Origin of the sequence: Bailinhaonella thermotolerans (assembly GCF_003594875.1) — a bacterium.
In the GTDB taxonomy this organism is placed as follows: domain Bacteria; phylum Actinomycetota; class Actinomycetes; order Streptosporangiales; family Streptosporangiaceae; genus Bailinhaonella; species Bailinhaonella thermotolerans.
This window is the reverse complement of sequence record NZ_QZEY01000009.1, coordinates 190874-215728: the sequence shown is the minus strand read 5'-3', so window position 1 is coordinate 215728 and position 24855 is coordinate 190874. Positions and strand designations below refer to the sequence as shown.

Annotated in this window: 24 protein-coding genes; 14 read left to right on the top strand and 10 right to left on the bottom strand. The window is 73.5% G+C overall.

Annotation, left to right across the window (positions count from 1 at the left end):
• Positions 1–24 precede the first annotated feature (24 nt).
• Genes D5H75_RS23245 through D5H75_RS23230 form a run of 4 tightly spaced genes read left to right on the top strand, consistent with a single transcriptional unit; the run spans position 25 to position 3700 of the window.
• The gene (locus D5H75_RS23245; protein WP_119928627.1) at positions 25–1377 is read left to right on the top strand and encodes a phosphomannomutase/phosphoglucomutase; all 1353 of its coding nucleotides are present in this window, start codon (positions 25–27) and stop codon (positions 1375–1377) included.
• Positions 1377–1550, top strand: a complete 174-nt coding sequence (locus tag D5H75_RS23240; protein WP_119928626.1) for a Trm112 family protein — start codon at positions 1377–1379, stop codon at positions 1548–1550. Before D5H75_RS23245 ends, D5H75_RS23240 begins: the two co-directional genes overlap by 1 nt.
• Positions 1547–2671, top strand: coding sequence for a bifunctional phosphoglucose/phosphomannose isomerase (locus D5H75_RS23235; RefSeq protein WP_242454453.1), 1125 nt, complete (start codon positions 1547–1549; stop codon positions 2669–2671). The genes D5H75_RS23240 and D5H75_RS23235 overlap by 4 nt, the downstream gene beginning before the upstream one ends.
• Before the next feature lie 57 nt (positions 2672–2728).
• The gene (locus D5H75_RS23230; RefSeq protein WP_119928625.1) at positions 2729–3700 is read left to right on the top strand and encodes a cation diffusion facilitator family transporter; all 972 of its coding nucleotides are present in this window, start codon (positions 2729–2731) and stop codon (positions 3698–3700) included.
• A 199-nt stretch (positions 3701–3899) separates the two neighbouring features.
• On the opposite strand, the gene D5H75_RS23225 is transcribed toward D5H75_RS23230, so the two are convergent.
• Positions 3900–4211, bottom strand: a complete 312-nt coding sequence (locus tag D5H75_RS23225) for a hypothetical protein (RefSeq protein WP_147425257.1) — start codon at positions 4209–4211, stop codon at positions 3900–3902.
• Between the two features lie 229 nt (positions 4212–4440).
• Positions 4441–4746, bottom strand: a complete 306-nt coding sequence (locus D5H75_RS23220) for a hypothetical protein (protein ID WP_119928623.1) — start codon at positions 4744–4746, stop codon at positions 4441–4443.
• A gap of 161 nt (positions 4747–4907) precedes the next feature.
• On the opposite strand from D5H75_RS23220, the gene D5H75_RS23215 reads away from it, so the two are divergent.
• Positions 4908–5795 carry a hypothetical protein gene (locus D5H75_RS23215; RefSeq protein ID WP_119928622.1) on the top strand — a complete coding sequence of 296 codons (888 nt, stop codon included), beginning with the start codon at positions 4908–4910 and terminating at the stop codon, positions 5793–5795.
• Positions 5796–5963: 168 nt separating this feature from the next.
• Here the strand turns inward: D5H75_RS23215 and D5H75_RS23210 are convergent, their stop codons facing one another.
• Positions 5964–6317 carry a MerR family DNA-binding transcriptional regulator gene (locus D5H75_RS23210; protein WP_119928621.1) on the bottom strand — a complete coding sequence of 118 codons (354 nt, stop codon included), beginning with the start codon at positions 6315–6317 and terminating at the stop codon, positions 5964–5966.
• 140 nt (positions 6318–6457) lie between these two features.
• Between D5H75_RS23210 and ahcY the strand changes: the two genes are divergently transcribed.
• The 4 genes from ahcY (at position 6458) to D5H75_RS23190 (ending at position 11292) form a co-directional block, all read left to right on the top strand.
• Complete coding sequence (ahcY, locus tag D5H75_RS23205) at positions 6458–7885, top strand: adenosylhomocysteinase (RefSeq protein WP_119928620.1); 1428 nt, start codon at positions 6458–6460, stop codon at positions 7883–7885.
• 21 nt (positions 7886–7906) lie between these two features.
• A complete protein-coding gene (locus tag D5H75_RS23200; protein ID WP_119928619.1) occupies positions 7907–9160 on the top strand; it encodes an adenosylhomocysteinase in 1254 nt (417 codons plus the stop codon).
• Positions 9161–9247: 87 nt separating this feature from the next.
• Positions 9248–9571 carry a DUF485 domain-containing protein gene (locus tag D5H75_RS23195; protein ID WP_119928618.1) on the top strand — a complete coding sequence of 108 codons (324 nt, stop codon included), beginning with the start codon at positions 9248–9250 and terminating at the stop codon, positions 9569–9571.
• A gap of 5 nt (positions 9572–9576) precedes the next feature.
• Positions 9577–11292, top strand: a complete 1716-nt coding sequence (locus D5H75_RS23190) for a solute symporter family protein (RefSeq protein ID WP_242454463.1) — start codon at positions 9577–9579, stop codon at positions 11290–11292.
• Between the two features lie 91 nt (positions 11293–11383).
• On the opposite strand, the gene D5H75_RS23185 is transcribed toward D5H75_RS23190, so the two are convergent.
• Entirely contained in the window at positions 11384–12379 is a 996-nt protein-coding gene (locus D5H75_RS23185) for a stage II sporulation protein M (RefSeq protein ID WP_119928616.1), read from the bottom strand.
• 37 nt (positions 12380–12416) lie between these two features.
• Here D5H75_RS23185 and D5H75_RS23180 point away from each other — a divergent pair, with 37 nt between their 5' ends.
• The gene (locus tag D5H75_RS23180) at positions 12417–13553 is read left to right on the top strand and encodes an RDD family protein (RefSeq protein WP_242454452.1); all 1137 of its coding nucleotides are present in this window, start codon (positions 12417–12419) and stop codon (positions 13551–13553) included.
• Between the two features lie 203 nt (positions 13554–13756).
• Positions 13757–15223, top strand: coding sequence for a cellulase family glycosylhydrolase (locus D5H75_RS23170; protein ID WP_119928615.1), 1467 nt, complete (start codon positions 13757–13759; stop codon positions 15221–15223).
• A 142-nt stretch (positions 15224–15365) separates the two neighbouring features.
• Here D5H75_RS23170 and D5H75_RS23165 read toward each other — a convergent pair whose 3' ends face one another.
• Complete coding sequence (locus D5H75_RS23165) at positions 15366–16187, bottom strand: SDR family NAD(P)-dependent oxidoreductase (RefSeq protein WP_242454451.1); 822 nt, start codon at positions 16185–16187, stop codon at positions 15366–15368.
• A 127-nt stretch (positions 16188–16314) separates the two neighbouring features.
• Here D5H75_RS23165 and D5H75_RS23160 point away from each other — a divergent pair, with 127 nt between their 5' ends.
• On the top strand, positions 16315–16908 hold the full coding sequence (locus D5H75_RS23160; RefSeq protein ID WP_119928614.1) for a TetR/AcrR family transcriptional regulator: 594 nt from the start codon (positions 16315–16317) through the stop codon (positions 16906–16908).
• 70 nt (positions 16909–16978) lie between these two features.
• On the opposite strand, the gene D5H75_RS23155 is transcribed toward D5H75_RS23160, so the two are convergent.
• The 5 genes from D5H75_RS23155 to D5H75_RS23135 all read right to left on the bottom strand — a co-directional run bounded on the left by D5H75_RS23155 (position 16979) and on the right by D5H75_RS23135 (position 23064).
• Positions 16979–18274 (bottom strand): DUF58 domain-containing protein, encoded by a 1296-nt coding sequence (locus tag D5H75_RS23155; protein ID WP_119928613.1) that lies wholly within the window; start codon positions 18272–18274, stop codon positions 16979–16981.
• 277 nt (positions 18275–18551) lie between these two features.
• Entirely contained in the window at positions 18552–19520 is a 969-nt protein-coding gene (locus D5H75_RS23150) for an AAA family ATPase (RefSeq protein WP_119928612.1), read from the bottom strand.
• Positions 19517–20755, bottom strand: a complete 1239-nt coding sequence (locus tag D5H75_RS23145) for a DUF4350 domain-containing protein (protein ID WP_119928611.1) — start codon at positions 20753–20755, stop codon at positions 19517–19519. The genes D5H75_RS23150 and D5H75_RS23145 overlap by 4 nt, the downstream gene beginning before the upstream one ends.
• Positions 20752–21381 (bottom strand): DUF4129 domain-containing protein, encoded by a 630-nt coding sequence (locus tag D5H75_RS23140; protein ID WP_119928610.1) that lies wholly within the window; start codon positions 21379–21381, stop codon positions 20752–20754. Before D5H75_RS23140 ends, D5H75_RS23145 begins: the two co-directional genes overlap by 4 nt.
• 348 nt (positions 21382–21729) lie before the next feature.
• Positions 21730–23064 carry a hypothetical protein gene (locus D5H75_RS23135; protein WP_147425256.1) on the bottom strand — a complete coding sequence of 445 codons (1335 nt, stop codon included), beginning with the start codon at positions 23062–23064 and terminating at the stop codon, positions 21730–21732.
• Positions 23065–23140: 76 nt separating this feature from the next.
• Between D5H75_RS23135 and mtnA the strand changes: the two genes are divergently transcribed.
• Positions 23141–24163 (top strand): S-methyl-5-thioribose-1-phosphate isomerase, encoded by a 1023-nt coding sequence (mtnA, locus tag D5H75_RS23130; RefSeq protein ID WP_202638414.1) that lies wholly within the window; start codon positions 23141–23143, stop codon positions 24161–24163.
• On the top strand, positions 24160–24837 hold the full coding sequence (gene mtrA / locus D5H75_RS23125) for an MtrAB system response regulator MtrA (RefSeq protein WP_119928607.1): 678 nt from the start codon (positions 24160–24162) through the stop codon (positions 24835–24837). Before mtnA ends, mtrA begins: the two co-directional genes overlap by 4 nt.
• The last annotated feature ends 18 nt before the right edge of the window (positions 24838–24855 follow it).

Below are 24855 nucleotides of genomic sequence, written 5' to 3'. Positions count from 1 at the left end.
AGCGCGGACCAGAGCGGAGCAGGAGTGGGCGACCTCGCCAAGATCTTCAAGGCGTATGACATCCGAGGCGTCGTCCCCGACGAGCTCGACGAGGACCTCGCGCGGGCCGTCGGCGCCGCGTTCGCCAGGGTGACCGGAGCGAAGACCGTCGTCGTCGCCCACGACATGCGCGACTCGTCCCCCGTGCTGGCCGCGAGGTTCGCCGAGGGCGTCACGAGCCAGGGCGCCGACGTGGTCGACGCGGGCCTCGGCTCCACCGACATGCTCTACTACGCCAGCGGCAGCCTGGGCCTGCCCGGCGCGATGTTCACCGCGAGCCACAACCCCGCCAAGTACAACGGCGTCAAGATGTGCCGCGCCGGCGCCGTCCCCATCGGGCAGGAGACCGGCCTGGCCGAGATCCGCGACCTGGCCGCGGCGGGCGTCCCGCCGCACTCCGGCGCGCCCGGGACCGTGACGCGGCGGGACGTCCTCGCGGGATACGCCGAGCACCTGCGCTCGCTGGTGGACCTGCGCGGCATCCGCAGGCTCAAGGTGGTCGTGGACGCCGGGAACGGCATGGCCGGGCACACGGTGCCCGCGGTCTTCGCGGGGCTGCCGCTCGACGTGGTGCCGCTGTACTTCGAGCTGGACGGCACGTTCCCCAACCACGAGGCGAACCCGCTGGAGCCGGCGAACCTCGTGGACCTCCAGAAGGCCGTGATCACGCACGGGGCGGACCTGGGGCTCGCCTTCGACGGCGACGCCGACCGCTGCTGGGTGGTGGACGAGCGCGGCCAGTCGGTGTCGCCGAGCGCGATCACCGCGCTGATCGCGACCCGGGAGCTGGCGAAGAGCCCCGGCGGGACGATCATCCACAACCTGATCACGTCGCTCGCGGTGCCCGAGATCGTGCTCGAGCACGGCGGCGTCCCGGTGCGCACGCGCGTCGGGCACTCGTTCATCAAGCAGAAGATGGCCGAGAACGACGCGGTCTTCGGCGGGGAGCACTCCGCCCACTACTACTTCCGGGACTTCTGGTTCGCCGACACGGGGATGCTCGCGGCGATGCACGTGCTGGCCGCTCTGGGGGAGCAGGACGGGCCGCTGTCGGAGATGATCTCCGGCTACGCCCGCTACTCCGCCTCCGGCGAGATCAACAGCGAGGTGGCCGACCAGGCCGCCGCGCTCGACCGCGTCCGTACGGCGTACGCCGGCCGCCCCGGCGTGACGCTGGACGAGATGGACGGGCTCACCGTGCACTTCGGCGACCGGTGGTTCAATCTGCGTCCGTCCAACACCGAACCGCTGCTCCGGCTGAACGCCGAGGCGTCCGACGAGCCGACGATGGCGTCGCTGCGCGACGAGGTGCTGGCGATCGTCCGAGAGGTGGACTAGTGAAGATCGATACCTGGCTGCTGGAGATCCTGGCCTGCCCGAACTGCCGCTCCGCGCTGCGTCCCGCCGACGGGGCCGACGAACTGGAGTGCACGAACGCCGAGTGCGGCCTGATCTACCCGGTGCGCGACGACATCCCGGTGCTGCTCGTCGACGAAGCCCGCAAGCGGTGACGACGCCTTCGCCGGAGTTCGACCCGGACCGCCTGGACGACGCGGCGGCCCTGGAGGCGGGCGACCCGTCGGGGATGCTGCGCGCCGTCGCCTCCTCCGCAAGGCAGGTGCGCGAGGCGTTCCGCGCGTCCGGCGAGGCCGGGCTGCCCGGCCTGCGGGGACGGCCCCGGGCGATCGTGGTCGCCGGGATGGGCGGCTCGGGGATCGCGGGCGACGTGCTCGCGGCGATCTGCGGGAACGGCTGCCCGGTCCCGATCGCGACCGTCCGGTCGCACCGGCTGCCCGGCTGGGTCGGCGCCGCCGACCTGGTGTTCGCCGTCTCGTGCTCGGGCCGGACCGAGGAGACCCTGGCCGCCGCCACCGAGGCGGTGCGGCGGGGCGCGTCGCTGGTCGCGGTGGGCGCCGCGGGCTCGCCGCTGCATGACATCGCCGTGCAGGCGTCCGCGCCGTTCGTGGCCGTGGAGGCCGCCGCCGGGCAGCCCCGGGCGACGCTGTGGGGGCTGACCATCCCGCTGATCGTGGCGGCGGAGGCGCTGGGCCTGGCCAAGGTCGGGCCGGACGGCTACGAGGCCGCCGCGAAGGTGCTGGAGGACATCGCGCACCGGTGCCGGCCGGGCAGCGAGTCGTTCATCAACCCGGGCAAGACCCTGGCGCTGGAGCTGGCCGGGACCGTCCCGATGATCTGGGGCACCTCCCCGCTCACCGCCACCGTGGCCTACCGCCTGGCCTGCCAGCTCAACGAGAACGCCAAGTACCCCGCGGTGCACGGCGAGCTGCCCGAGGCCGGGCACAACCAGATCGTCGCCCTCGACGGCCCGCTCGCCCGGCGCGACGTCTTCGCCGACGAGGAGTCCGTACGCATGCGCCTGGTCATGGTGCGCGACGCGGACGAGCACCCCCGGGTCGCGCGGCGGCGCGAGGTCGCCGTGGCGCTGGCGGAGGAGCGCGGCGTGCGGGTGAGCGAGATCGCCGCCGAGGGGCTGAGCCCGCTGGAGCGGCTGGCGACGGCCGTGGGGCTCGCCGACTACGCGAGTGTCTATCTGGCTTTGGGGTACTCCCTCGACCCGACCCCCGTTTCGGCCATCGAGGAACTCAAGGCCGAAATTGCGCGAGAATTCTGATCCGGCACCGGATGCCGGACTCGCTCGACCTTTGCTCGAATCAGTAGGAGGACCACGTTGAGCGCAAGTGGCGGGACCAAGGCGATCATCGCCGCCTTGCTGGCGAACCTGTCGATCGCCGCGGCCAAGTTCGTCGCCTTCCTCTTCACGGGCTCCTCCTCGATGATCGCCGAGTCCATCCACTCGGTGGCCGACTCAGGCAACCAGGCGCTGCTGTTGTTCGGCGGCAAGCGGGCGGCGCGGGCGAGCACGCGGGCCCACCCGTTCGGGTACGGCCGTGAGCGGTACTTCTGGGCGTTCGTGGTCGCGGTCGTGCTGTTCACGGTCGGCGCGCTGTTCTCGCTCTACGAGGGCTACGAGAAGATCTCCCACGCGCAGCACGCCGGCAAGGAGGACAACTCCTCGCTCTGGTGGGCCGTCGGGGTCCTGGTCTTCGCGATCATCGCCGAGTCGTTCTCGTTCCGCACGGCGATCAAGGAGTCGAACGCGGTCCGCGGCAAGCAGGGCTGGGTGGCCTTCATCCGCCGCTCCAAGTCGCCCGAGCTGCCGGTCATCGTCCTGGAGGACCTCGGCGCGCTGCTCGGTCTGATCTTCGCGCTGTTCGGCGTCGTGATGACCATGATCACGGGGAACCACGTCTGGGACGGCGTCGGCACCATCATGATCGGCGTGCTGCTGGCCGTCATCGCGGTCGTGCTCGCGGTGGAGATGAAGTCCCTCCTGATCGGTGAGAGCGCCGACGTGGAGATGGAGGAGAAGATCTGCCGGACGCTGGAGTCCACGCCCGAGGTGGACCGCGTCATCCACCTGCGCACCCTGCACCTCGGCCCCGAGGAGCTGCTGGTCGCCGCCAAGATCGCGGTCAACCACGAGGACCGGGCCTCCGACATCGCCCGCGCCATCGACAGCGCCGAGAAGCGCATCCGCCAGGAGGTCCCGATCGCCCGGGTCATCTACCTGGAACCCGACATCTACCGCCACACGGAGGCGGCCGAGGCGTCCACCACCGGCGCCCCGCACTCCGCCTGACGCCTTCTCACCGGAAGCCCGGTCGTGCCGGTCACGGCCGGGCTTCGGCGTCCGCCCCCGGGCGTGCCCGGCCCTGCCTGGGGCCGTGAGGCGGGGGCCGGAGGAGGGGCGGGCGGGTCAGGCGGGGGCGGACGAGGCCCGGCGAAGCCCTTGCGCACCACCGGCTGGTCGTCCGCCAGGAGCACCCTGATCATCGCGTTCATTCGGTCGGCAGCCCCGCGTGCACGAGGAACCCGCCGTCCGGCCGGGGCCCCGCGGAGAACCACCCGCCGAGCGCCGGCGCCCGCTCCCGCATCCCGACCAGCCCGTGCCCCTCCCGGGCGCCCGCCCCGAGCCGGGAGCCGTCGCCGGCACTCCCGGCCTCCCCGGTACGGCTCGCGCCCGCGTCCCCGGCGGCGGTCTCCGCGCCCCCGGCGGCGGCCGCGCGGGCGGGAGCCGTACCCGGGCGGCCGCCGTCGTCGGCGACGCGGATCGCGAGCAGGGTCGGGCGGTAGGCCGGCTCGATCGACACACGGGCGCCGGGCGCGTGCAGGCGCACTCCCGGCTGTCCGTCCGCACCTGGGTGAGCTCGGTACGGCTCCGCAGGACGTCCGCCGCGAGCGCGACGATGACCACGGCGCCGAGCGCGGGGAAGAGAAGCTCGACCAGGCCGATGCCGAGGAGCGGCGTCGGCGCGGCCACCACCTGGAGCATCAGGGCCAGGACGATGACGCCGAGCAGCGTCACGACGGCCAGCCCGCTCAGCGTCCAGGCCGTCCGCCGCTCCACCGCCGCAGCACGCCGTACCACGAGACCGCGGTCGCGAGGTAGAGGCCGTGCGGGCCGTTCAGGGGGAGATGCGCGCCGAGCGGCACCACCGGCGTGATCGCCGCGGTCAGCCCGAACACGGCCCAGTGGTGGCGGCGCCGCGCGACCAGCGCGGCGGAGGCGACCAGGGACAGGCCGAGCGCGGGGAGTCCGTGGTCGTGGAGCTGGCCCAGGTTGACCAGGGCGACGAACGCGGCCACCGCGATGTCGGCGCCGAGCGACTCCAGCGCCCGGCGCACGCCCTCGGACGAGAGACGCCGCTGGGCCTGATCCAGCTGCTCAGAAAGGTGCGTACGGGCCATTGTCGGCAAGCGCCGTCTCGATGTCGTCACTCCCACGAGCGATGCCGGTGACCGGAATGTCCAAGACTGGAGAAGGGCGCGCCGGGCAGGGTGGTGCCATGGACATCGATCTCGGCGCGGTGGCGGAGTTCATGGCGACCCACGCGCGGGTGCTGGACCGCCGCCGGTTCCAGTTCCTCGTCGGAGAGGGCGACGCGGCGGCGTCGGTGGCGGCGCTGGAGGCGTACCGGAACGCCGACGGCGGCTACGGCTGGGGCCTGGAGCCGGACCTGCGCTCGCCCGAGAGCCAGCCGGGGGCCGCCCTGCACGCCTTCGAGGTGTTCGAGGACATCGCGCCCGCGACCGCGCCCCAGGCCGCCGCGCTGTGCGACTGGCTCGACTCGGTGACGCTGCCCGACGGGGGAGTGCCGTTCGCCCTGCCGGTCACGAACCGGGCCGGCTGCGCCCCCTTCTGGGCGGACGCCGACTCCGGCGTGTCGTCCCTCCAGATCACCGCGGTCGTCCTCGGCCAGGCCCAGCGCGTCGCCAGGCACGACCCGGCGGTGGCGGCGCACCCGTGGCTGGAGAGGGCGGCCCGCTACTGCCTGGAGGCGGCCGCCGGGCTCGGCGAGGACGCCCACGCGCTCGTCATCGCGTACACGATCCGGCTGCTCGGCGAGATCCACGACCGGTATCCGGAGGCGGCCGGCCTCCTCGACCGGCTCGCGCGCCTCATCCCCGAGAGCGGCATGCTCCACGTGGCGGGGGGCAAGGAGGACGAGTACATGCGCCCCCTGGACTTCGCCCCGCACCCCGGCGGTCCCGTCCGCGACCTCCTCGACCCCGCGGCGGTGGCCGCCGACCTCGACCGGCTGTCCTCCGGCCTTCTCGCCGACGGCGGCTGGGACGTGGACTGGCACTCCTACTCTCCCGCCGCCCTCCTCGACTGGCGCGGCCACATCACCGTCCGCAACCTCCGCGTCCTCAGGGCGAACGGCGTCGTCTGAACCGCGGAGACGGGGACCGCGGCGCCGTACGAGCCGGGGCGACGCCTGAGCCGGGGTGTCGCCCGAGCCGGGACGGGGGGTGAGCCGGGGTGTCGCCCGAGCCGAGACGTCGTGTGAGCCCGCGCGGCGTGTGAGCCGGGGGCGGCGCGTGAGCCCGCGCGGCGATCCTCAGGGGTTTCCGGTTCCCGGGGCGGGCCGGAGGAGGCGGAGGGCCTTCTCCTTCTCGAAGTCGAGGGCGCGGCGCTGGGGCTCGACGATGCGGCCGATGCGCCGGCCCAGGTCGCGTACGGCCAGCGCGACGTCGGGCTCGGAGAGGGCGCGCAGGGCGAAGGCGAGCTCGGCGGGGGTGACGTCGAAGCGCTTCTCCAGGGCGAGGCCGTGGCGGACGGCGTCGAGCTCGGCCTCGCCGAAGCGCCGGTGGGCGCCGTGTTCGCGTGTGGGCGGAAGCAGGCCGAGGGTCTCGCGGTACCGCAGCATGCGGGGCGAGATACCGAGTCTGCGGGCGGCTTCCGTGATGCGCATGCGGCCGATTCTCACACTGTTCGACCCAGGACTCACCTATTCTGACATTCTTCCGTCAGATTCGTCTGCCCCGGGTCGTGTGGAGGAGACTGGCCGACCTAGACTTCAGGCGAACCCAGCCTTCATCGAGGAGACGATTCATGGACTTCAAGGTCGCCGACCTTTCGCTCGCGGCCTTCGGGCGCAAGGAGATCCAGCTCGCCGAGCACGAGATGCCCGGCCTGATGGCGGTGCGCCGTGAATACGCCGAGGCCCAGCCGCTGAAGGGCGCCAAGATCATGGGCTCCCTGCACATGACGATCCAGACCGCGGTCCTCATCGAGACCCTGGTCGCGCTGGGCGCCGAGGTGCGCTGGGTGAGCTGCAACATCTTCTCCACCCAGGACCACGCGGCGGCCGCGGTCGTCGTGGGCCCGAACGGCACCCCGGAGGACCCCCAGGGTGTCCCGGTCTTCGCCTGGAAGGGCGAGACCCTGGAGGAGTACTGGTGGTGCACCGAGCAGGCCCTCATGTGGCCCGGCGGTGACGGCCCCAACATGATCCTCGACGACGGCGGCGACGCCACCCTGCTCGTCCACAAGGGCGCCGAGTACGAGGCCACCGGCGTCGTGCCGACCGCCTCCGAGGACGACCCGGAGGAGTGGAAGGTCATCCTCGACCTGCTCCGCCGCACGGTGAACGGCGACAAGGTGTGGACCCGGATCGCCGACGGCATCAAGGGCGTCACCGAGGAGACCACGACCGGCGTGCACCGCCTCTACGAGATGGCGAAGAACGGCACCCTGCGCTTCCCGGCGATCAACGTCAACGACTCGGTCACCAAGTCCAAGTTCGACAACAAGTACGGCTGCCGCCACTCGGTGATCGACGGCCTCAACCGCGCCACCGACGTGCTGATCGGCGGCAAGGTGGCCGTGGTCTGCGGTTACGGCGACGTCGGCAAGGGCTGCGCCGAGGCGCTGCGCGGCCAGGGCGCCCGCGTGATCGTCACCGAGATCGACCCGATCTGCGCGCTCCAGGCCGCGATGGACGGCTACCAGGTCACCACCCTCGACGAGGTCGTGGACCAGGCCGACATCTTCGTCACCGCCACCGGCAACTTCAACATCATCACGGCCGACCACATGGCCCGGATGAAGCACCAGGCCATCGTGTCCAACATCGGCCACTTCGACAACGAGATCGACATGGCCGGCCTGGCCAAGATCGAGGGCATCGTGAAGGAGGAGGTCAAGCCGCAGGTCCACACCTGGACCTTCCCCGACGGCCACTCCATCATCGTGCTCGCCGAGGGCCGCCTCATGAACCTGGGCTGCGCCACCGGCCACCCCTCGTTCGTCATGTCCAACTCCTTCACCAACCAGGTGATCGCGCAGATCGAGCTGTTCACCAAGACCGACCAGTACCCCCTGGGCGTCTACACGCTGCCCAAGCACCTGGACGAGAAGGTCGCCCGCCTGCACCTGGACGCGCTCGGCGTCAAGCTGACCACGCTGACCAAGCAGCAGGCCGAGTACATCGGCGTGGACGTCGAGGGCCCGTACAAGTCGGACCACTACCGGTACTGATCCACGGGCGGCCGAGGGCTCATGCCGTACGACATCGCGGACCCCGGGCTCGCCGAGTCCGGGGTCCGGCGCATCGAGTGGGCCGCGCGCTCCATGCCGGTGCTCGGCGCGATCCGCGACCGGTTCGCCGCCGAGCGCCCGCTGGAGGACGTGCGGATCGCCGCCTGCCTGCACGTCACCACCGAGACCGCGAACCTGCTGCGCACGCTCCAGGCCGCGGGGGCGCGGATCTCGCTGGCCGCCTCCAACCCGCTGTCCACCCAGGACGACACCGCCGCCGCGCTCGCGCTGGAGTACGGCATCGCGGTGTACGCCAGGGCGGGCGTGGACCGGGACGGGTACTACGCGCACATCCACCGCGCGCTCGACCTGGTGCCGGACCTGGTGCTCGACGACGGCTGCGACCTGGTGAACACCGTGCACACCGAGCGGGTCGAGCTGCTCCAGTCGATCCGCGCGGGCTGCGAGGAGACCACCACCGGGGTGATCCGGCTGCGGCAGATGGCCCGCGAGGACGCCCTCGGGTTCCCCATGGTCGCGGTGAACGACACGCAGACCAAGCGGCTGTTCGACAACCGGTACGGCACCGGCCAGTCCACCCTCGACGGGATCATGCGGGCCACGAACACCCTCCTCGCGGGCAAGACCGTGGTGATCGCCGGGTTCGGGTACTGCGGGCGCGGGGTGGCCGAGCGGGCCAAGGGCCTCGGCGCGCAGGTGGTCGTGACCGAGATCGACCCGGTCAAGGCGCTGGAGGCGACCCTGCAGGGGTACGCCGTGACGCCGATGGCCGAGGCGGCGGCCCGGGGCGACGTGTTCATCACGGTCACCGGCAACCGCGACGTGGTCCGGGCCGAGCACATGGCGCTGATGAAGGACGGCGCGATCCTGGCCAACGCCGGGCACTTCGACGTCGAGGTGGACGTGCGCGCGCTCCACGACATGGCGGTCGAGGTCGTCCCCGACGTACGCCCGCACACCGACTGCTACGTGCTGCCCGACGGGCGGCGGCTGCTGCTGCTCGCGGAGGGCCGGCTGGTCAACCTCACCGCCGGCGAGGGGCACCCGGCCGCGGTGATGGACATGTCCTTCGCCGCGCAGGCGCTCACCGTCGCGTGGCTGACGGGGGAGCGGCTGGTCGCGGGCGTCTACGACGTGCCGCCGGACATCGACGCGGAGGTGGCGCGGCTCAAGCTGGCCTCCATGGGCCGCGACATCGACGTGCTGACGCCCGAGCAGGAGGAATACCTCCGTTCCTGGCGTCACGGCTCCTGAATGCGTCAAGTCCTAGACGATCAACCGCCAGGCCCATAGCCTCGTTCGAAAGTGATTCAGGTCACTACGAAAGAGGTAGCACAGCGCATGTCCCACACCCCCGTGAGCAGCGGGGCCGGCGGGCTGACGAGCGACCCCCGTTTCGCCGAGCTCCGAAGCCGGTTCCGCCGCTTCGCGTTCCCCATGACCGTGGCCTTCCTCCTCTGGTACCTGCTCTACGTCGTCCTGTCCGCGTACGCGCGCGGGTTCATGTCGACCAAGTTGTTCGGCAACATCAACGTCGCGCTGGTGTTCGGCCTGCTCCAGTTCGTCACCACGTTCCTGATCGCCTGGTGGTACGGCCGGTACGCCGAGCGGCGCCTCGACCCGCTGGCCACCGAGCTGCGTGAGTCGGCGGAGGGGGCCAAGTGACGGACGTGCTCGCCCTGACCGGGGCCCAGGAGCGCACAGGTGTCCAGCAGGCGCTGGTCATCGGGCTGTTCGCGGTGTTCGTCGCGGTCACCCTCTACATCACGATCTGGGCCTCCCGCCGTACCAAGACCGCCACCGACTTCTACGCCGGGGGCCGGTCGTTCTCGGGAGTGCAGAACGGCCTGGCGATCGGCGGCGACTACATGTCGGCGGCGTCCTTCCTCGGCATCGCCGGCCTGATCGCGCTGTTCGGCTACGACGGCTTCCTGTACTCCATCGGCTTCCTGGTCGCCTGGCTCGTGGCGTTGCTGCTGGTCGCGGAGCTGCTGCGGAACTCGGGCCGGTACACCATGGCCGACGTGCTGGCGTTCCGCATGCGGCAGCGGCCGGTGCGGACGGCGGCGGGCGTGTCCACGATCGTCGTGTCGATCTTCTACCTGCTCGCGCAGATGGTGGGCGCGGGCGCGCTGGTGTCGCTGCTGCTCGGCGTGACCGGCGAGGGCCCGAAGATCATCGTCATCGTCGCGGTCGGGCTGCTGATGATCTTCTATGTGACCGTCGGCGGCATGAAGGGCACGACCTGGGTCCAGATCGTCAAGGCCGTGCTGCTGATGACCGGCGCCGGGCTGATGACGCTGCTCGTGCTGATCAAGTACGGCTTCAACATCTCCGAGATGCTCGGCGCGGCGGCCCAGGCCTCGGGCAAGGGCTCGGCGTTCCTGGAGCCCGGCCTGCGCTACGGCGCCACCGACGGCTGGAGCAAGATCGACCTGCTGTCGCTGGGCCTCGCGCTCGTCCTGGGTACGGCGGGCCTGCCGCACATCCTCATCCGGTTCTACACCGTGCCCGACGCGAGGGCCGCGCGTAAGTCGGTGACCTGGGCGATCGGGCTCATCGGCGTGTTCTACCTGATGACGCTCGCGCTCGGCTTCGGCGCGGCGGCGCTCGTCGGCGGGGCCGCGATCAAGAAGAACGACCCGGGCGGCAACACCGCCGCGCCGCAGCTCGCCGAGGTGCTGGGCGGCGGGGCGGGCTCGTTCGGCGGGTCGATCCTGCTGGCGTTCATCGCGGCGGTCGCGTTCGCCACGATCCTGGCGGTGGTCGCCGGGCTCACGCTCGCCTCCTCCTCGTCGTTCTCCCACGACCTGTACGCCAACGTGATCAAGCGCGGGCAGGCCACGGAGCAGGACGAGGTCCGGGTGGCCAAGCTGGCCGCGCTGGGCATCGGCGCGGTCGCGATCGTCCTGTCGATCTTCGCGCGCGGCCTCAACGTGGCGTTCCTGGTCGCGCTGGCGTTCGCGATCGCGGCGTCGGCGAACCTGCCGGCGATCCTGTTCTCGCTGTTCTGGAAGCGGTTCAACACGCGCGGGGCGCTCTGGGGCATCTACGGCGGGCTCGTGTCCGCCGTGCTGATCGTGCTCCTCAGCCCGGTGGCGTGGGGCGGGGCCTCGGAGACCCGGCCCGCGGCCAAGCTGACCGCGGAGCAGGCCGCCAAGTGCGGCGTCCCGGTGACGTCCACGCAGGTGGGCAACCCGACCGCCCTCTTCTCGTGCACCACGGCCGCGCCGATCCCGCTGGAGAACCCCGGCATCATCTCCATCCCGATCGGCTTCCTGGCCGCCGCCGTGGGCTCGCTCACGGCCGGCCGCCGCGAGGACGAGAACGGCGAGAAGTACGCCGAGCTGGAGGCCCGTGCCCTCACCGGCACCGGCGCCCACTAGCCCGGCCCGTGAGGGCGCCCGCCCAGGGCGCCCTCACCCTTCTCCCTTGGGGCTTGGGGAGTCAGCGGGGGGCCGGAGGGGGCTTGGGGGGTCAGCCGGTGGCGGGGGCCATGTCCGGGGCCTGCTCGATGTCGCCGGTCTCGCCTTCCCTGAGGGCGCGGCGGCCGAGGATGACGACGTAGGCCAGGAAGGCGGCCTCGGCGAGGACCCCGATGCCGACGCGGGCCCAGGTGGGCAGGCCGGAGGGGGTGACCAGGCCCTCGATCAGGCCGGAGATCAGCAGGACCGGGATCATGCCGAGGGCGATGTTCATCATGGCGCGGCCCTGCTCGGCGAGGGCCTGGCCGCGGCTCTTCCCGCCGGGGTCGATCACCGTCCAGCCCAGGCGCATGCCCGCCCCCGCCGCCAGGAAGATCGCGGTCAGCTCCAGCAGGCCGTGCGGGGTGATCAGGCCGAAGAACACGTCGCCGTGGCCCCGGTCGATCATCAGCCCGCCCGAGACGCCCACGTTCAGGGCGTTCTGGAGGAGGACCCAGGGGATCGGGATGCCGAGCAGCAGCGCGTACATCACCGTCTGGATCGCCAGGAACGCGTTGTTCACCCACACCTTCCCGGCGAACGACAGCGCCGGGTGCTCGGAGTAGTAGTCCGCGAAGTCGTGCTCGACGAGCTGCTTGATCTCCTCCGGCGTCGCGATCGTGCTCTGCACCTCGGGGTTGCCCACGATCCACCAGGCCACCGCGACCGCGACGATCATGAAGCCGGCCGTCGCGCCCAGCCACCAGCGGCCCACGGAGTAGGCCATGGCGGGGAAGGACGAGGTGAAGAACCTCGTGAACTCCCGCCAGGCCGGCGCGTGGGCCCCCGACACCGCCGAGCGCGCCCGCGCGACCAGCGCCGACAGGCGGCCGATGAGGAGGGCGTCGGTCGTGCTCGACCGCACGATCGACAGGTGGGTGGCGACCCGCTGGTACAGCTCGACCAGCTCGTCCACCTCGACGCCGGTCAGCTCGCGGCGACGGCGGACGAGCTGTTCGAGCCTGTCCCAGCTCGCCCGGTGCGCTGCCACGAAGGCGTCGATGTCCACGAAGCCGAGGATAGGGGAAAAGGGTAGGGTTCACGGTGTGTCAGATGTCGTGACCGGTGAGGCCGTCGTCGTCGACGTACGCGTCGCCGGGCTGGCGACCCGCGCCCTCTCCCAGCTCATCGACGTGGTCGCGCAGATCGCCGCGCTCTACGCGCTGAGCCTGATCCTGGGCCTGGTCGCGAACGTCACCGACGAGGCGTTCTTCTTCGTGATCCAGCTCGTGTTCTCGATCCTGGTGATCGTGGCCTACCCGGTGGCGTTCGAGACCCTCAGCCGAGGGCGCACGCTGGGCAAGCTCGCCCTGGGCCTGCGCGTGGTCGGCGACGACGGGAGCCCGGTGCGGTTCCGGCAGGCGCTCGTGCGCGGGCTGGCGACGCTGGTCGAGATCTGGGCGTTCTGGGGCTCGCCCGCGCTGATCACCTCGCTGGTCAACCGGCGCGGCAAGCGGCTCGGAGACGTCTTCGCCGGCACCATCGTGATCTCCGACCGCATGTCGCTGCGCGCCGAGCCCCCGCCGCCGATGCCGCCCGCCCTGGCCTCCTGGGCGGGCACCCTGGAGCTGTCCGGCCTGTCGAACGACCTGGCCAACACCGCCCGGCAGTACCTCACCCGCTGGCACGAGCTGAGCCCGCTCACCCGCGAGGAGATGGGCGCGCGCGTGGCCTCCGCCGTCGCCGAGCGCGTCTCGCCGCCGCCCCCGCCGGGCGTCCCGCCCCACGCGTACCTGTCGGCCGTCCTCGCCGAACGCCGCCGCCGCGCCGAACACCGCCTGGCCCTCCAGGAGCGACGCCGCCTCCAGCGCCGGGCCCAGGCCCCCCTCCCGCGCTACGGCCTCCCCGCCCCCACACCGCCCGCGCCGTACGGCTCCGCGCCCGGCGGTCCCGCTCCGTACGGCTCCGCGCCCGGCGGTCCTGCTCCGTACGGCTCCGCGCCCGCCGGTCCTGCTCCCTACGGCTCCGCGCCCGGCGTCCCGTACGGTCCGCCGCCCGCTCCGCACACCCCCGCGTCCACGCCGTACGGTTCCGCTCCGCAGTCCGCCGCCGGGCTCACGCCGTACGGCTCAGCGCCGGCCCCCGCCGGTCCCGCCCCCGGCGGTCCCGCGGCCGCCGGTCCCGCGGGCGGCGGTCCTGGGTTCGCGGCCGGTCCGCAGGGGCCGGGGCACGCCCGGCCGTGAGCTGAGCGGCGCTCACCTCTCGCCGTGCTCACGCGGTCTCGCGCACACCCTGCGCCCAGAACCGCGTGATCGCCGCGAGGCCGCGGGAGCGCGCGATCTCGTGACATCGGGGCGGGAGGCCGTCCGGGTCTTCCGTGGGGAGATCCCGCGCGCCTAATATCTGAATCTCTCTCACGTTTCTCCCCCCTTCGTGTGGAGGTTCGATGCGGCTCCGCCGTACCTTCGTCACCGGTCTGGCGCTCGCGGGTGCGCTGGCCGTACCCCTTTCGGGCGCGGCTGTCGCGGACCCCGGTGCGCCACCGCCCCCTGACCTGCCCAGATACGCGGAGCCGCCGGCGGAGCGCCACCGGCCGCCGGTGGGCGGACAGCCGTACATCACCGACGCCCAGGGCCGCACGCTCGTGCTGCGCGGCATGAACACCGCCGACGACTCCAAGTGGTCCGAGGACGGCATGCCCTGGATCTCCAAGGAGGACGTGGCGCGCGAGGCGAAGCTGATCGGCAGCAACGTCGTGCGCTACCTGATCCACTGGGAGCACATCGAGCCGCAGAAGGGCAAGTACGACGACGCGTACCTGGACAAGGTCGCCGAACGCCTGCGCTGGTACCGCAAGAACGGCATCAACGTCGTCCTGGACATGCACCAGGACGTCTACGGCAAGGCCGCGACCGGCAACGGCGCCCCCGCGTGGGCGACGATCACCGACGGGCTGCCGATCGTCCGGCGCGACCCGTGGATCCTGACGTACCTCGAACCGGGCGTCGTCCGCGCGTTCGACCACCTCTGGGGCGCGACCGGCAAGCACCCCGAGCTGATGGACCACTACGTCAAGGCCTGGGCGCACGTGGCCAAGCGGTTCGGGAACGACCCGGCCGTGATCGGGTACGACCTGTTCAACGAGCCGTTCCGGGGGAGCACCGAGCGCGCGAAGTTCGAGGCGGAGCTGCTGACCCCGGCCTACCAGCGGATGATCGACGCGATCCGCCGGTACGACCGGGACAACTGGATCTTCGTCGAGGGCACCGCCGAGGGCGTGAACTGGGGCGACCGCACCCACCTGCAGCCCCTGCGCGGGTCGCGGCTGGCGTACGCGCCGCACCTGTACCCGCTGGAGCTCGACAGCGGCGTGCCGTACGAGGGCGAGGGCAAGGCCGCGATCCAGGCCGCCGTCGCGTCGTGGCGGAAGAACGCCGAGCAGGACGCCGCCCGGCTCAAGATGCCGATCTGGCTCGGAGAGCACGGGTTCCTCGACGCCGACAACGCCGGTTTCCGGGCGTACGTCGCGGATGTCCTCAACGTGATGAACCAGATGGGCATCGGCGGCGTGTACTGGTCCAACAACGAGTCGCGCACCGGCCCCTGGGAGCGGGACAAGCGCCTGAACCCGATGGGCCAGGTGCTCGCGCAGCCGTACGCCCGGGCGATCCCCGGCGTCCCCGCCGGCGGCTCCTTCGACGCCGCCGCCAAGACGCTGACCGTGAGCTGGAAGCCCACCACGCGCGCCCCGGCCGAGGTCTGGCTGCCCGCCGCCCTCTACCCGAACGGCGCCAAGGTCACCGCGGCCTCGGGCAAGGTCCGCACCTCCTTCGACCGCCGCACGGGCGTCCTCTCCGTCTGGTCGTACGGCTCCCGCGCCGCGACCCAGACCCTCACGATCGCCCCCCGCTGACGCCGTACGGCCGGAAGGCCCACGCCGTACGGCCTGAGCCCGCGAACGGCCCACGCCGTACGGCCTGAGCAGGGGAGAGGCCCCGCGCCGTCGCGAACGGCGCGGGGCCTCGCGCTTTCCGCCGTCCGGCGCGGCCGGTGGGTCAGCCCGGGGCCTTGCGGCTGAGGTGCTCCCACGCGCGGTACTCGGCGGCGCGCGCCTCGTTCATCTGCCGGACCATGTCGTAGGACGCGCCGCCCACGATCAGCCGCAGCGGCGGCTCCGGCAGGTCCACCAGCTCCATCAGCACGGGCGCGGCCGTCGCGGGATCGGGACCCGCGTCGTCGCCCCACATCTCGGCCAGCCTCTCGCGCAGCGGGGCGTACTCCGGCATCGGCTCGGCCATGGTCAGCCCCGACGTGAACAGCCCGGTGTCGTACCCGCCGGGCTGGACGACGGTCACCTTGACCCCGAACGGCTCGACCTCCATCGCCAGCGCCTGGCCGATGGAGTCGACCGCCGACTTGCCCCCGGCGTACAGGCCCGTGGTGGCGACGCCGCCGCCGGTCCCCATGGTGGTGACCAGGATGAGGTGCCCCGAACCCCGGGCCCGCAGATGCGGGATCGCGGCCTGGGCCACCCAGATCGCGCCGAAGAGGTTGACGTCGAGGTGCGCCCGGACCTGCTCCTCGGTCACCTCCTCCAGCATCCCGAGCAGCATCGTGCCGGCGTTGCTCACCACGATGTCGAGCCGCCCGAACGCCGCCGCCGCGCGGTCCACGACCTCGCGCACGGCCGCGCGGTCGGTGACGTCCAGCGGCATCGGGCGCAGTGTCGCCGGGTAACGCGCCGCGAGGTCCGCGAGGGGCTCGACGTTCCGGGCCGTGGCCACGACGGCGTCCCCGGCCTCCAGCGCCGCCTCGGTGAAGGCCCTGCCCAGGCCCCGGGACGCCCCGGTGATGAACCAAACTCGGCCAGTGAACACGGGCCTCACCTCCATGCGGTTCCGACGAGACGAGACGATCCGTCTCGTTGCTGCTCCGCAAGCATGCACCGGATCCTGGGTTCCGTCAAGACGGAACGTCTCGTCTCGTGGGTGCTATCCTCCCCGCATGCCCGCAGCGAAGAGCCCCGATCCCGCGCGCCGCAGCGAACGCTCGCGGCGGGCGATCCTGGCCGCCGCGCGCGAACTGGTCTCCGAGGTCGGCTACGCCAAGGTCTCGATCGAGGCCATCGCCGCGCGCGCCGGGGTCGGCAAGCAGACGATCTACCGCTGGTGGCCGTCCAGGGGCGCCGTCATCTTCGACTCCTTCCTCGCCCTGAGCGAGGGCGCCGAGGGCATGGCGCTCCCCGACACCGGCGACCTCGCGGCCGACCTCAAGCTCGTGATGCGCGCGACCGCCGCCGAGTTCGCGGACCCCGCCTTCGAGGCCCCCATCCGCGCCCTCAACGCCGAGATCATCAACGACCCCGAGCTGGCGCGGCAGTACCACGAGAAGCTGGCCGCCCCGGTGGACGAGGCCAAACGCGAACGCCTCCGCAGCGCCCAGCGCGCCGGCCAGCTCCCCCCGGACATCGACCTGGACCTGTTCCTGGAGTTCCTCTACGGGCCCTTCTACCAGCGCTGGCTGACCCGCGGAGGTCCGCTGACCCCGGAGTACGCCGACAGCCTGGTGGACCTCACCCTCAGGGCCTTCCGAGCCTGACCCGGACCCGGGGAAACGGGACCGCTCAGAGGCGGCCGGCTTAGAGCCGACCCACTCAGAGGCGACCCACTCAGAGGCGGCCGGCGGACTTGAGGGCCAGGTAGGCGTCGGCGAGGGCGGGGGCCAGGCGGTCCGGCGGCTCGTCCACGACCTCGACGCCCTGCCTGCGCAGCTCGGCCGTGATCTGGCGGCGGTCGGCACGGGCGCGCTCGGCCGAGGCGGCGTCGTAGACGCGCTCGGCGGTGCCCCGGGCCCCGGCCAGCTCGGCGACGCGCGGATCGGCCACGGCGGCCAGGAGGACCAGGTGCCGGGCCGTCAGGGAGGGGAGGACCGTCAGCAGGCCCTCCTCCAGGGACGTCGGGTTGAGGTCCGTCAGCAGGACGACCAGGGAGCGGTGCCTGGCCCGGGCGAGGACGGCGGCGGCCATCGCGGCCCCGTCCGCCTCGACCAGCTCGGCCTCGATCGGCGCCATCGCGTTGACCAGCGAGGACAGCAGGTCGGTGCGGGAGGCGCCCTGGATCCAGGCGCGGACCTGCCGGTCGTGCGCCAGGAAGTCCACGCGGTCGCCCGCGCGGGAGGCCAGGGCGGCGAGCAGCAGGGCCGCGTCCATCGAGGAGTCGAGGCGGGGGATGTCGCCGACGCGCCCGGCCGAGGTGCGCCCGGTGTCCAGCACGATCAGCAGGCGGCGGTCCCGCTCCGGCCGCCAGGTGCGGACCACGACGTCGTCGCGGCGAGCGGTGGCCCGCCAGTCGATCGAGCGGACGTCGTCGCCGATGACGTACTCCCGCAGCGAGTCGAACTCGGTGCCCTGCCCGCGCACCAGCGACGGGTGCCGCCCCTCGATCTCCCGCAGCCGCGACAGCTTCGCGGGCAGGTGGCGGCGGCTGTGGAACGGCGGCAGCACGCGCACCGTCCACGGCACGGTGTGCGCGCCCTGCCGCGCGGCGAGCCCCAGCGGCCCCACCGACCGCACGGTCACGGTGACGGCCGCCCGGTCGCCCCGGCGGCTCGGCGTGAGCCGGGTGACGACCCGCCGTCGCTCGCCGCCGGGCACGTCCACCTCGAGCACGCGCGGCGCGCCCCCGGCGCTCGGCTCCCACGCGTCGCGCAGCACCCCGCGCACGCGCCGCCGCCCGGGGTTCTCCACGGTCAGCCCGACCTCGACGGACTCGCCGAGCCGCACCAGGCGCTCCCCGTCGCGCCGGAACCGCAGGGGGCGCACGGCCCCGGCCAGCGCCAGGTCCGCGATCACCCCGAGGAGCAGCAGCCCCTCGACGACCAGCAGCGCGGTGCCCGGCCACGGCACGAACAGCACGACGAGCGCGCCCAGCGCCGCCAGCAGCCCCGTCCGCCCGGTCAGCGTCATCCGCGCACCCCCCGGGGCGCCGCCCGGCTCCCGGTGCGGCAGCCGCGCTCTCCGGGGTGCGGCGGGCGCGCGGCGGCCACTCCGCGGGGAGGGAGTGCGCCCGAGCCGGACCGGGCCGAGGGCGCGGGCGGCGGGGCGGCGGCTCCGGCCCGGAGACCAAGGCCGCACGCGGCGCGAGCCGTACGGCGGGACGCGGCGCGGGCCGCACGGCCGGACGGGGCGCCGGAGGTGCGGCGGGACGCGGCGCGAGCCGTGCGGGAGGGGGCGGCGGCGGAGCTCATCGGGGGACGGGGACGGAGGTGAGGAGGGCGTCGAGGAGGCCGTCGGCGGTGGCGCCTTCGAGCTCGGCCTCGGGGCGGAGCTGGACGCGGTGCCGCAGGGCGGGCCTGGCCAGCGCCTTCACGTCGTCGGGCGTGACGTAGTCGCGGCCGGAGAGCCAGGCCCAGGCGCGGGAGGCGGCCAGCAGCGCCGTCGCGCCACGCGGGGACACGCCCAGGCGCAGCGAGGGCGACTGGCGGGTCGCGCGGGCGATGTCCACGATGTAGGCCACGACCTGCGGCGCGACGTGGACCTGCGCGGCGGCCTTGCGCGCCGACTCCAGGTCGGCCCGGGTCGCCACGGCGCGGACCGCCGACAGGTCGCGCGGGTTGAACCCGGCGGCGTGCCGCGTCAGCACCTCGATCTCGTGGTCGCGCGGCGGCAGCGGCACGGTCAGCTTGAGCATGAACCGGTCGAGCTGGGCCTCGGGGAGCGTGTAGGTGCCCTCGTACTCGATCGGGTTCTGCGTCGCGCACACCACGAACGGGTCGGGCAGCGCGCGCGGCGCGCCCTCGACCGAGACCTGGCGCTCCTCCATGGCCTCCAGCAGCGCGGCCTGGGTCTTCGGCGGCGTGCGGTTGATCTCGTCGGCGAGCAGCAGGTTCGTGAAGACCGGCCCCTCGTGGAACGCGAACTCCGCCGTGCGCGCGTCGTAGACCAGCGAGCCCGTCACGTCGCCCGGCATCAGGTCCGGCGTGAACTGCACCCGCTTGAAGTCCAGCGACAACGCCGCCGCCAGCGCGCGCACCATCAGCGTCTTGGCGACGCCCGGCACGCCTTCGAGCAGCACGTGCCCCCGGCACAACAGGGCGATGACCAGCCCCGTCACGATCGCGTCCTGGCCGACGACCGCCTTGGCGACCTCGGCCCGCAACGCCAGAAGCGCGGCCCGCGCGCCGTCGGCGCCCTCCGGCTGAGTCACGGTCACGGCTGACGCACCTGCCTTTCCAACCTGTCGAGATGATCCGCCAGGGCGACCAGCCCCGCGTCGTCCTCCGGAGGAGGACCGTACAGCGCCGCGCCGATCTCCGAAGCCTCGGCGGCCGCCCCTGTGGACGACCGCGCCCTTGTGGATATCGCGGTCACAATCTCCACGGGCCCGGCGTCGTGCGGCAGCCCGAGCCAGGGCATCATGCGGTCGATCGCGGCCGTCCGCAGCGCCAGCGCCGCCCGGTCGCGGGCCCGGCGCGACCGGTACAGCCGCCCGCGGCCCTCCACCGTCTCCGAAGCGCGCACCACGACCGGCAGCCGCTCGGCGACGACCGGCCCGAGCCTGCGCCCCCGCCAGACCGCCACGAGCAGGACGGCGATCACGAGCTGGACCGCCGCCAGCTTCACCCCCGCGGGGACGAGGTCCATCAGGCCGGGCCGCTCCTCCCCGGAGAACGTCCCGCCGTCCGGGTCGCCCGCGCCGTCCTCGTCCACGGGGTCCGTGATCCAGACCACGGTGGACCTGGCGCCCAGCAGGTTCATGGCCAGCGCCGCGTTGCCGTCCTCCGCGAGCCGCAGGTTCGTCATGAACGAGGTGCCGCCCAGCACGGTGACCGTGCGGTCCCCGGAGCGGTACGCGATCAGGCTGTGCCCGTCGCCCGCCGGGAAGCACCGCACCGCGCCCGGCGGCCCGGAGAACGCCGCGCCCCCGATGTGCGCGCTGCCGGCCCGCCGCGCCGCGGGCAGGTCGCAGTCCGCGTCCCGGCTGCGCGCGGTCGCCGCCTCCAGGGCCTTCACCCCGGGCGCGAGCGTCTCCAGGTCCAGCAACCCCGACCAGGCCACCACGCGGTCCCCGGGCAGGTCCGCGAGCGCCGTCGCGTCCTCGTCGGCCAGGTAGAGCGTGTCGGGGACGAAGAGCGTCGCCCCCTCCCCGGCGCGCGCCCGCGCCTCCTCCACGCTGGTCACCCGGTGCACGGTCACGCCGTTCTGCCGCAGGAGCTGCGCGAGCGCCCGCCCGCCGGACAGCCCGCCCTCGTCGGGGTCCAGCGGCCGTTCCGTCCCCGGCGCCGGGCGCAGCAGGGTGAACACCACCGAGAGCACCAGCAGCCCCAGCACGGCCAGCAGCGGCCCGCGCCAGCCCCGGACGGCCTTCCGGAAGGGGGGCGACACGGGGGCCGAGGTCGTCTCCGCCGCGCTCCCGGGCGCGAGCCCGGTCGTCGCGCCGCCTGTCACGAGCCGCCCCCCATCAGCGCCGGCCGTGCCGTGCGCACCCGTTCGTCCAGGTCACGGAGCCGTTCGTACGCCGGGGGAGCGCCCGGGCGGCCGCCGTACACGATCTCGTCGAACAGCCGCGCCCCCGCCGCCAGCTCGTCCCGGAATCCGGGCAGCGCCCGCGCCGCCTCATCGGCCAGCTCGTCGGCGGTACGGCCGGGCAGCGGGCTCACCAGGGCGCGTTCCTCCAGGTCGCGGGCCATCGCGCGGAACCGCTCGCGCACGGCGTCGGCCCACTGTCCCGCCGCGGCCAGCCGCTCGGACTCCGCCCGGTGCTGCGCGGCCGACATCGCGGTCTCGCCGTACAGGGAGTCGGGCGGGGAGGCCGCCGACCGGCTCACGCGCCCGGCCCGCCACAGGATCAGCGCGACCACGGCGACCAGGACCAGCACCAGCACGATCCCGGCGATCAGCCCGCCCGGCACGCCGCCCTCGCCCTCGGTGAAGACGTTCGAGAGGAAGTCGTCGATCCACCTGAGCACGAGGTCGCTCCAGCTCTCGTGCTCGTAGGCGGGCCCGGACAGCTCACGGCGCGCGGCCTCGCGCGCCTGCTCGGCGCCGATGTCGATGGGGTCGTGGGGGATCATCTCGCCCCTTCATCGTACGGCCGCGCACGGACCCCGGCCGCGGCGCCCGGAGCGGCGGGAGACGGCGCGGGAGCGCCCGGCCCACGCGGGGGCCGGCCGCGAGCACCCCCGGGCGCGGCCCACCCCGTCTCGTCCCGCATTCCATCTCCTTAGATTTCCGGAACATCCTCCCATGTCGGTGTACGTCCGGGGCCGCGAACGAGCGGCCCCCGGGACGGGAAGCGCCATCACGGCGCGCACGGACGGCATCGGATGAGAAGCCCGATGCCGGGGACGGCCGCGCCCCGGGCGCGGGGAGGCCCGGGCGCGAGCCGTGCCGAAGGAAGGGCCGCCGGGAGGAGGCGGGCGCTAGTGGGCCGGGGTCGGCCGCCAGAGGTCGTCCACGGGGTCGGGCGCGCCGGGGAAGGCGGGGCGGAGGTCCTGCGAGACGCCGGTCTGGAGGACGAGGTCGAAGGCCTCCGCGCGCATCCGGCGGTCGGCGTACAGCAGCGCGACGACCCCGGCCGAGAACGGGCTGATCACGGTGCTGACCACGATGGCGCCGAGCGTGAGGATCACCGTGGAGGCGATGACGCCCACGCCGCCGCCGTCCCCGTTCAGCGTGGCCGCCGTCACGATGCCCCCGATCAGCGCGAACGGGATCATCAGCAGCATGCCCGCCAGGATCGTGATGACCACGGCGAGGAGCTGGATGCCGAACACCCGCCACCAGTCGCCCTTGACGAGCGCGGCCGAACGCCGCAGGGCGCGCCCCACGCCGCACTGCTCGAAGACGGCGGCGGGCGCGGCGAGCGACACCTTGACCCAGAAGAAGACGGCGACCGGCGCGCTGACCAGGAGGCCCAGCAGGAACACTCCCACGACGACCCCGACCTCGGAGGTCGTGAAGGAGACCGCGACCGCGGGCCCGAAGCCCACGACCGCCCAGATCAGCACGATGGCCAGGTTGATCCCGGCCAGCCCGAACAGGGTGGGCAGCCGCGGCTTGGCCAGCCGCCACGCCTCGCCGGCGCTGACCGCCCGCCCGAGCACGGCCCGCCCGACGACGGCGGTGAGGATGCCGGTGAGCACGACGGCCACCGAGCTCTCCAGGAGCCCCATGCCGAGGTTGGCCAGTTGCGCCGACAGCGACAGCGAGGACATCACGCTGACGCCCGCCTGCGACAGGACGTCGAGATCGGGGACCAGCCGGTCGGCGATCAGCAGTTGCAGCAGGAGCAGCACGACCTGCGTGACCCCGCTCACCGCGGCGGACAGCCCGAGGGTCGCGCGGGGGTTCCCCCGGATCAGCTTGATCGTGCCGTCGAGGATGTCGCCGATCGTGAGCGGCCGCAGCGGGACGATCCCCGGCCGCGGCGCCAGGTGCGGCGGGCGCGAGCCGTACGGCCCGAAGGCCGCGGGACCGTGACCCCCGGGGCCGTAACCCCCAGGGCCGTAACCCCCGGGGCCGTGACCTCCGGGACCGTAACCCCCTGGGCCGGGGCCGCCCTGGCCGTGACCGCCCTGCCCCGGCGCGCCGGAACCGGGGGCGGCGCCGGGCGGTGACCACCCGGGCTGGGGCGCGGGAGGGGTGAACGGGCCGGGGCGGCCGCCTCCGGGCGGGGACCAGCCGGGACCCGCGCCGTACGGCGGCGGCTGATCGGGGGACCAGCCGGGATGACCCGGCGTGTTTTCGTCTGGCATCTCGGCTCCCTGTCTCGGCGTCCATCCTGGCACGGGGCACTGCCCGAAAACACCCGATGTGGAGCACACTGGACCCGTGGACGTCATCCGCTGGCTCGATCCCCCGGCCGTGGCGCTGCTCGACCAGACGCGGCTGCCCGCCGAGGAGACCGAGATCACCTGCCGGACCGCCGACGAGCTGATCGGCGCGATCCGGCGCCTCGCCGTCCGCGGCGCCCCGCTCCTCGGCATCGCCGGCGCGTACGGCGTCGCGCTCGCCGCCCGCACCGAGGACGACGTCCCCGCAGCCGCCAAGCGCCTGGCCGACGCGCGCCCGACCGCCGTCAACCTGGCCCTCGGCGTACGGCGGGCGCTCGCGGCCTGGGAGCGGACCGGCCCGGCCGGAGCCCTGGAGGCGGCGCGCGCCCTCGCGCGGGAAGAGGCCGAGGCGAGCGCGCGCATGGCCGCGCACGGCCTGGCGGCGCTCCCCGGCGGCCCGCTGCGCCTGCTCACCCACTGCAACACCGGCGCGCTGGCGGCCGGGGGCGACGGCACGGCCCTCGCGGTCGTCCTCGCCGCCCACCGCGCCGGGCGGCTGCGCCACCTGTGGATCGACGAGACCCGCCCGCTGTTCCAGGGGGCCCGGCTGACCGCCTGGGAGGCGGAGCGCGCCGGCCTGCCGTACTCCGTCCTGCCGGACAGCGCGGCGGGGTCGCTGTTCGCGGCCGGTCTGGTGGACGCCGTGCTCGTGGGCGCGGACCGGGTGGCGGCGGACGGGAGCGTGGCCAACAAGGTGGGGACCTACCCGCTCGCGGTCCTCGCGCGGCATCACGGGGTACCGTTCATCGTGGTGGCGCCCACCACGACCGTCGATCCCGGCACCCCCACCGGCGCCGGGATCGTGATCGAACGGCGTCCCGCCCGCGAGGTGACCCACCCCGGGGGCACGGCCGTCGCGCCCGAGGGCGCGGACGCATACAATCCGGCTTTTGACGTAACTCCACCCGAGCTGGTGACGGCATTCGTCAGCGAGCGTGGTATCACCCAGCCCGTGAGCACGGGTAGCCTTCGACGACTGCCGCAGACGCACCATCCTGATTGTGAGAACGAGGGGCCATGAAAGGACGCGTGCTCGTCGTCGACGACGACGCCGCTCTCGCCGAGATGCTCGGCATCGTCCTGCGGGGCGAGGGGTTCGAGCCGTCGTTTGTAGCCGATGGTGACAAGGCGCTCGACGCGTTCCGGGACACGCGCCCGGACCTCGTGCTCCTCGACCTGATGCTGCCCGGCGCCGACGGCATCGACGTCTGCCGCCGCATCCGCGCCGAGTCCGGCGTCCCGATCGTCATGCTCACCGCCAAGAGCGACACGATCGACGTCGTCCTCGGGCTGGAGTCCGGCGCGGACGACTACATCGTCAAGCCGTTCAAGCCCAAGGAACTCGTGGCCCGGGTCCGCGCCCGGCTGCGCCGCACCGACGAGCCGACCCCGGAGATCCTCCAGATCGGCGACATCACCATCGACGTCGCGGGCCACTCGGTCAAGCGCGGCGACGAGACGATCAACCTCACCCCGCTGGAGTTCGACCTGCTGGTCGCGCTCGCCCGCAAGCCGCGCCAGGTCTTCACCCGCGAGGTGCTGCTCGAGCAGGTCTGGGGTTACCGCCACGCGGCCGACACCCGCCTGGTCAACGTGCACGTCCAGCGGCTCCGCGCCAAGATCGAGAAGGACCCCGAGCACCCGGAGATCGTCGTGACGGTCCGGGGCGTGGGGTACAAGGCCGGCCCCGCCTAGTCCCCCCGGGCACCGCAG

Bases quoted from the DNA above. Each gene is read 5' to 3' on its own strand.
- D5H75_RS23215 (WP_119928622.1), top strand. From the start codon at position 4,908: ATGGACATCGATCTCGGCGCGGTGGCGGAGTTCATGGCGACCCACGCG.
- D5H75_RS23210 (WP_119928621.1), bottom strand. From the start codon at position 6,317: ATGCGCATCACGGAAGCCGCCCGCAGACTCGGTATCTCGCCCCGCATG.
- ahcY (WP_119928620.1), top strand. From the start codon at position 6,458: ATGGACTTCAAGGTCGCCGACCTTTCGCTCGCGGCCTTCGGGCGCAAG.
- D5H75_RS23200 (WP_119928619.1), top strand. From the start codon at position 7,907: ATGCCGTACGACATCGCGGACCCCGGGCTCGCCGAGTCCGGGGTCCGG.
- D5H75_RS23195 (WP_119928618.1), top strand. From the start codon at position 9,248: ATGTCCCACACCCCCGTGAGCAGCGGGGCCGGCGGGCTGACGAGCGAC.
- D5H75_RS23170 (WP_119928615.1), top strand. From the start codon at position 13,757: ATGCGGCTCCGCCGTACCTTCGTCACCGGTCTGGCGCTCGCGGGTGCG.
- D5H75_RS23160 (WP_119928614.1), top strand. From the start codon at position 16,315: ATGCCCGCAGCGAAGAGCCCCGATCCCGCGCGCCGCAGCGAACGCTCG.
- D5H75_RS23155 (WP_119928613.1), bottom strand. From the start codon at position 18,274: ATGACGCTGACCGGGCGGACGGGGCTGCTGGCGGCGCTGGGCGCGCTC.
- D5H75_RS23140 (WP_119928610.1), bottom strand. From the start codon at position 21,381: ATGATCCCCCACGACCCCATCGACATCGGCGCCGAGCAGGCGCGCGAG.
- D5H75_RS23135 (WP_147425256.1), bottom strand. From the start codon at position 23,064: ATGCCAGACGAAAACACGCCGGGTCATCCCGGCTGGTCCCCCGATCAG.
- mtrA (WP_119928607.1), top strand. From the start codon at position 24,160: ATGAAAGGACGCGTGCTCGTCGTCGACGACGACGCCGCTCTCGCCGAG.